Origin of the sequence: Streptococcus infantis (assembly GCF_047460825.1) — a bacterium.
Classification (GTDB): domain Bacteria; phylum Bacillota; class Bacilli; order Lactobacillales; family Streptococcaceae; genus Streptococcus; species Streptococcus infantis_V.
Genome location: NZ_JASHFO010000063.1, coordinates 1 through 1,377 on the forward strand (window position 1 = coordinate 1; position 1,377 = coordinate 1,377).

A 1,377-nucleotide genomic window follows, 5' to 3' on the forward strand; every position below is an offset into this window, starting at 1 on the left:
CCTGATCCTCCATTTTGGACTTTCCTTTCTCTCTAGTGTATCTCAAATTATGGTATTCCTTAGCCGTTCCAAAGAGCCGTTCAATTGTTTCTTTGCGCTTCTTATAGAGCTCTTTCATTTCTCTTTGATGACGAATCTCCTCACAAAATTCAAGGGCATCTTTCCAGACATGTCTCGTTACTACTTTTTGAAAATTCTTGCTTTGGGTACAAATGGATAATAAAGGACAGGAAACACATACTTTAGGATTACTCTTATACTCACGGTAGCCTTCTCGAGTGGTTGTGCGATAGCTTAATACTTGATTCTCTGGACAAACATAATGATCATAACTTGCATCATAAACAAAATTACTAGGCCTTAAGTTCCCCTTTACTCCCTTTGGACGAGTATAAGGGAAGACAGGAATGATATTTCGCTCTAATAAATAATGGGCAATAGCTGGAGTCTTGTAACCTGAATCCGCAATAATATAGTGGGGCGAGAATGGCTCTAACTTTGAAAATAGGGCAGGGAAAGCCTGACTATCATGAACATTTCCTGCTTCAACCGTATAAGCTAAGGCCCAACCATGCTTATCACAAGCAACTTGAGCAGAATAGGCAAATACTTCCTTATGTTCGCCCTTGTGAAACCAACCACACTCGGGATCTGTCGTTGAGATTTTCTTTTCCTTAGCCTCACTTTCTTTTGCGGGCTTTAAGGACTTTTTTTCGTGTTTTTTCCTATCTAAATCAATCTCAACTGCCAATTGTTCACTCATAAATTTAGCTTGTTGGTCTACCATTTCCTTACGATACTTGTGACTATTAGCCGCCGCTTTGATATGGGTACCATCCACAAATATTTCAGAAGGATCAATTAAGCCAGCATACAAAGCTTGGCTGAGAACTTGGGAAAAAATCTCAGAAATGAGTTCTTTATCTTGAAAACGACGGCTGTAATTCTTTCCATAGGTAGTAAAATGAGGGACCTTATCATCTAAAGTTAGTCCAAGAAACCAACGATAGGCCACATTTACTTCAATATCTTTCATGGTTTGGCGCATGGAACGGATACCATAAAAACACTTGATCAAAGGAATTTTGACTAACATGACGGGATCAAGACTAGGACGACCATTATCTGGACTATAGGTATCTTCTACCAAGTCATAGATAAAGTCAAAATCAACCTTTGAATCTACTTGTCGAAGAAAGTGATCTTTGGGGACCAATTCGTCTATCGTATAGAAGCCATATTGCTTACGATTATAATCAGGTTTTTCTTTGTGAAACATAGGGAACACCTCACAACTTTTCTTACCTCTATTATACGACTTTACAAAAAGAAAAGCCCTTAGAAACTTGACTTCCAAGGACTTTGTCTTCAATCTGA

1 protein-coding gene is annotated in these 1,377 nt (G+C 38.6%); it reads right to left on the bottom strand.

Annotated elements, in window-relative coordinates:
- A partial coding sequence (locus tag QM911_RS09805) for an IS1182 family transposase (RefSeq protein WP_414313875.1) occupies nucleotides 1-1,279 on the bottom strand: 1,279 nt, incomplete at its 3' end.
- Nucleotides 1,280-1,377: the final 98 nt, after the last annotated feature.